Annotated in this window: 4 protein-coding genes; 1 reads left to right on the top strand and 3 read right to left on the bottom strand. The window is 47.2% G+C overall.

Annotated features, from left to right (window positions below):
• Positions 1 to 476: hypothetical protein (locus tag GO755_RS41195; protein ID WP_198175091.1), on the top strand; the 476-nt coding region annotated here is incomplete at its 5' end.
• Between the two features lie 658 nt (positions 477 to 1,134).
• On the opposite strand, the gene GO755_RS40485 is transcribed toward GO755_RS41195, so the two are convergent.
• The 3 genes from GO755_RS40485 to GO755_RS40495 all read right to left on the bottom strand — a co-directional run bounded on the left by GO755_RS40485 (position 1,135) and on the right by GO755_RS40495 (position 3,198).
• Positions 1,135 to 1,863 (bottom strand): DUF3891 family protein, encoded by a 729-nt coding sequence (locus GO755_RS40485; RefSeq protein WP_157591145.1) that lies wholly within the window; start codon positions 1,861 to 1,863, stop codon positions 1,135 to 1,137.
• Positions 1,864 to 2,077: 214 nt separating this feature from the next.
• Positions 2,078 to 2,365: a hypothetical protein gene (locus GO755_RS40490; protein WP_157591146.1), complete on the bottom strand. Its 288-nt coding sequence runs from the start codon at positions 2,363 to 2,365 to the stop codon at positions 2,078 to 2,080.
• Positions 2,366 to 2,589: 224 nt separating this feature from the next.
• Positions 2,590 to 3,198 carry a hypothetical protein gene (locus GO755_RS40495; RefSeq protein ID WP_157591147.1) on the bottom strand — a complete coding sequence of 203 codons (609 nt, stop codon included), beginning with the start codon at positions 3,196 to 3,198 and terminating at the stop codon, positions 2,590 to 2,592.
• Between the last annotated feature and the right edge of the window lie 567 nt (positions 3,199 to 3,765).

Below are 3,765 nucleotides of genomic sequence, written 5' to 3' on the forward strand. Positions count from 1 at the left end.
TAATTATTGATGTCAGCGAAGGGGGGCTACTGTGTGGTCCCCCACTGACTCAGGGCGGAATAGCCCTACTGGGCTGTAATAAAGATGGTGAAGTGTTTATTTCGGGTCAGGCTGAGGGATGGCAGTTTTTGATCAATGCGTTCGCCGAATTTGACAATCAGAAGGTACTTCTTCCCCTGTCTAAGCATGCCCAACTGGCGGACTTTCTATTTGTGCCGTACAGTGTGCCGGCTCACATCAATGTATTTACGGTAGTCCCTAAAGAGGTTGAAGGAAAGCTAATCACTCCTGTTTTGTTTCATTGTACGAACTATCTGGGTGTTATGCCCAGAGTTCCCGCGAAGGCAAATCTTAGCTTTTTGGACATCATTAACCGCGAAGCCTGGCTCAAACACTATGTAGAAAAGCAGCCAGAAGGAACCATGCGAGATTCAGCCCTGATTGCCCGGTTTGGTTCAGGTAGTAAAGACAACTGATTGGAAGCTCAAGTTCAAGGAACGCATCAAGGCCATGCAGGAGGAGGTGAACTGGACGCAGCGGAGTGATAATTAACAGATTTGGCACCTTTTACTATGAAAATCCCCCGCTACCCAGTTGGGGGTTTTTTTAGGTTTAAACCTCCTACAAGCAGACAATAGCTCTGTATGATCAGGTTATTCAGGAGCCTGCCCATTCGCAAACACCTGATCAAGATCAGGAGCATCGGCCTCCCCAGGCCAGGTACTGGCCTGGCCCCCTTCCTGGGGCTGCTTGTGTACCCACTGGGTCAAGTAGGCTTGACAGCAAGTCCAAAGATAATTCCAAAGAGTTAGTGGTGAGTTGAGCATAATTCTATTCAGAAGTCATTAAATAAACAAAAACCGATGCATTAAAAAAGCCAGGGCTGACCCAGAAAGGGATTAATGGCAAACCTAGGCGGTTGATACTGCAAAGGCCACCGATAAGTTCCCCACCCGGCGTCGTTCCCGATTCCAATATTCAACGGCATCTTTCAGGGGCTGCATAGGGCCTCAAGCCGGGCGTAACATCGAGATCGCTGCCATCTGAATAGGTTTAAAAGCCTACTACAGTCTTTATTGACTCCATGTTATTAAAAGAGTTGTCTTGTCGGTAGTTCTTTTTCTTTTCCATTGGCTATTGTGCGGTTAGTATCCATTCTTGTCTGAGGACCTCAGCCTGTTGGATAGTTTCGTACAGCTCTTGATCGCTCTTGAAGGCTAGTTGCTTTAGTTGAAAGCACTCTATACCCACGGCAAACGTTTTCGTTTCAAAGGGCCAAGGATCAACGCATAACGATCCATCAGATTGCCTGAAGACAAAATAAGGCCTATCTTCTGGCCCCGGACTAATCTCAAGTCGCCGACCCATGGGTGGGACAAGATCCTGACACAGTATTAATGAAAAGGCATCACACCATTGCAGGAAAGCATAAGCATACTGAGCCTGCTGCTTAGTCGCCTTCATGGCTCGTCGCCAATCTCGCTGGTTATTACGTTGCTGATCCAGAAATTCAGCCATTTCTTTTCGTTCGTGTCGCATCGGCTCGTACAGAAAGGAAGCATGCATCGATACCATCAGCGCATTCCATCGGCTCTTTTCTAAAGCGATTTCTACCATTCGACGGGCTTGAGCTACCGAGTAGTGCTGGATTTGAAAATCCATTGGCGCCCCCGCTTGAGTTAGATGATGGCGCCCTTGCCAGGTATCCTGCCCATCATCATGTTCCGTGATTGCTACCAGAGTTTCCACCCAATGAATGGGCCTATTGTCAGGCAGCCAGTGAAGCGCTAGTTGGAAGGCTAATAGCCCATGGGCTTGCTGGTGGATAATTTCCCAACCAAAGTCTCTACTTTTAACAATCATTATTTATGTACGCAATAGCTACGCTTGATTCTTAAGGTTTTGGTTGCTAATTGATCGCGCCATCAGGCTCTTAACGGCTAACAGAAAGTTAGCCGTTGATCAAGAACATACGCAACGCATTAGTCAACTAGAAGGCAAGTAATAAGCCACTACTTATGGCTAGTGGCATTACCTGTCTAACTGGGCTTCCCAATAGGCTTGAACTTGCTCGTTGCTAGACGATAAAAAGTAGTTCGCCAACCTGATTCATTTTGTATTTCAACTCATCCATAGCCTTTGGATTGCCTTCCTGAACTTCTGACAGGTACTTATAAGCATCGTCTCTTAGAAGGCTCCAGGCCCGGGCATGTGCATCGGGATCTTCATTGGTTAGCATCAACGATTGGACGAGGTCCAGAATCCGGTCGTACGCCTTAGTAATGTCGGCAGCGCTACTGGTTGGGGCTAGGCCTTTGAAAGCACTTAATTCGAATGCGAGTTGATGGTTTAGTTCTTCATGCATGGTCATTGCTTTGAGCTAGCTACCCACGAAAAGCGGGTAAAGATTGGCAAGAGGTAATCATCTAATTTTGGCAACTTCGCGCCATCTTCTTTTTTGTGTAGCCTCCAGTAGGTGGTTGGGGTATGGTCAAGGTAGCTCCGCTTTATGAGCCCAATACTCATCCAAAAAGACCCGGTACAACGAGCAACAGATCTGTACTATCCACTACTGATCATCTATTTACTTCATTTACGGTAGGTAGTGATAGCCTCTTCGTAAATCCGTACACCTGGTATGTCCCGCGCACCATTCGCGATATCAGCTTTAATCGCAGCTTCATCAATAATCCAGTAGCCATTGGGCACCTGATTAGGGTCGACAATCTCAAAGGCCCACTTTAGTTGTACACCCTTGGGCATGGCCGCCAGAGAAACCTCGGGTGTGAGCCAGTTGGTATCGCCAGTAGGAGTCGCAGAGGCTTGCTGAGCCGCTTCAGCCTGCTGGTGTTCACGCACTCGAAGCAACTCCCGGTTGTAATGCTCAACAGCGTCCTTAAGGGGCTGTATAGCTGTCAGGATAGGGGCAGTCATCTCTTTCTCGATCTGCATCCAGTCGTGTTTCTGCTTATCAAGCTGGCGGGTAATCTTCAGTCGTTCGGAGGCGACCAGCTTGATTAATTCGTGACCTTTAGCCACATGCTTAATCAGTGCCTCATGTTGCTCAGGCGTGCCACAGATGGCAGGCTGACGACGCAGAAAGGAAACATACTCGGCAATGGAGGATTGAAGTAGTTGGCGTCCACTCGACTCCGTGAGCGAAAGGCCCGTGCTGGGGATAGGTTGGATCGGACTCATATCCCTAAAAGCAATAAAAAGGGATAAATGTTAGCTAAATCATATTTGTTGAATAACCCTAAGCCTCCTTTTCGTAATAATATCCATACGCATTGAGGCTTAACCAGGCACGTTAAGGTCAGTTTTCGCTGAAAAAAAAGAACCCCATCCTCCCAGAGGATGGGGCCAATACTTTCTCTATGATGTACGTGTTCTTATGGGTTAGATTCACGTCGGTATTGTTGAGACTCAGAATGTGTAGTTTGGACACATAAAAAAACGTTGGCACTAGGCGCACCAACGTTTTGACTAACCCATAAGAGCTTGCAGGCGAACAGGTCGGTAGCCCACAATCGCCCCCAATTTAGGGATGAGATTAATTAAATGGTAACTTATAGGTTAGTCAATTGGGTAACTCGAAAACAAAAAGGCTAATTCTGCTAATTTCAGCGTTTTATGTAGCCGTCCGCCTACTAGCAGGCATCATGAATAGACTCAATTGACTCATGCTAGCTAATACCAGGGCAGGTTATACCTGCTCAAACCAGAGCTGCAATCACTCAGAAGGCTTCTGATCTGCAGCAATCC

The organism is Spirosoma arboris (assembly GCF_009754945.1).
Classification (GTDB): Bacteria; Bacteroidota; Bacteroidia; order Cytophagales; family Spirosomataceae; genus Spirosoma; species Spirosoma arboris.

What these genes read in the sequence shown, in the direction of transcription:
- GO755_RS40490 (WP_157591146.1), bottom strand. Translation starts at nt 2,365, where the DNA reads ATGCATGAAGAACTAAACCATCAACTCGCATTCGAATTAAGTGCTTTC.
- GO755_RS40495 (WP_157591147.1), bottom strand. Translation starts at nt 3,198, where the DNA reads ATGAGTCCGATCCAACCTATCCCCAGCACGGGCCTTTCGCTCACGGAG.
- GO755_RS40485 (WP_157591145.1), bottom strand. Translation starts at nt 1,863, where the DNA reads ATGATTGTTAAAAGTAGAGACTTTGGTTGGGAAATTATCCACCAGCAA.